The sequence below is a fragment of the Citrobacter sp. Cpo148 genome (genome assembly GCF_030332375.1).
Classification (GTDB): Bacteria; Pseudomonadota; Gammaproteobacteria; order Enterobacterales; family Enterobacteriaceae; genus Citrobacter; species Citrobacter portucalensis.
The window spans coordinates 1-260 of sequence record NZ_JAOWHY010000025.1 but is presented as its reverse complement, the minus strand read 5'-3'; the positions used below and the strand labels follow the sequence as shown (position 1 = coordinate 260).

Annotated in this window: 1 pseudogene; it reads right to left on the bottom strand. The window is 53.1% G+C overall.

Features of this window, described 5'->3' with window-relative positions:
- A pseudogene (locus OGY10_RS00125) lies at nt 1-260 on the bottom strand (phage late control D family protein); the annotation flags it as partial.

Here is a 260-nt window from a genome sequence, read left to right as displayed (position 1 = left end):
ACCTTCACCGGCATTTCCGTATAGAGATCAGCCCGCCCCTCAGCGAGCTGCAGGGAAAATGAAGCAACCCCACGCTGCAGACGTTCCCACTGCATTTTTGCTGCACGCTCTGCATTGCTCCGGTTGGCGTAGGTACGATTAAGAACCAGCACGTTTTCATCCGTTCCCACCAGATAATCGCCCTGTTTTGCTTCCGGCTCTTTGGGTGTGGTGGTTTTCTTTCGACGACGCTTAACACTGGTTGTCTCTTTTTTCCTGGG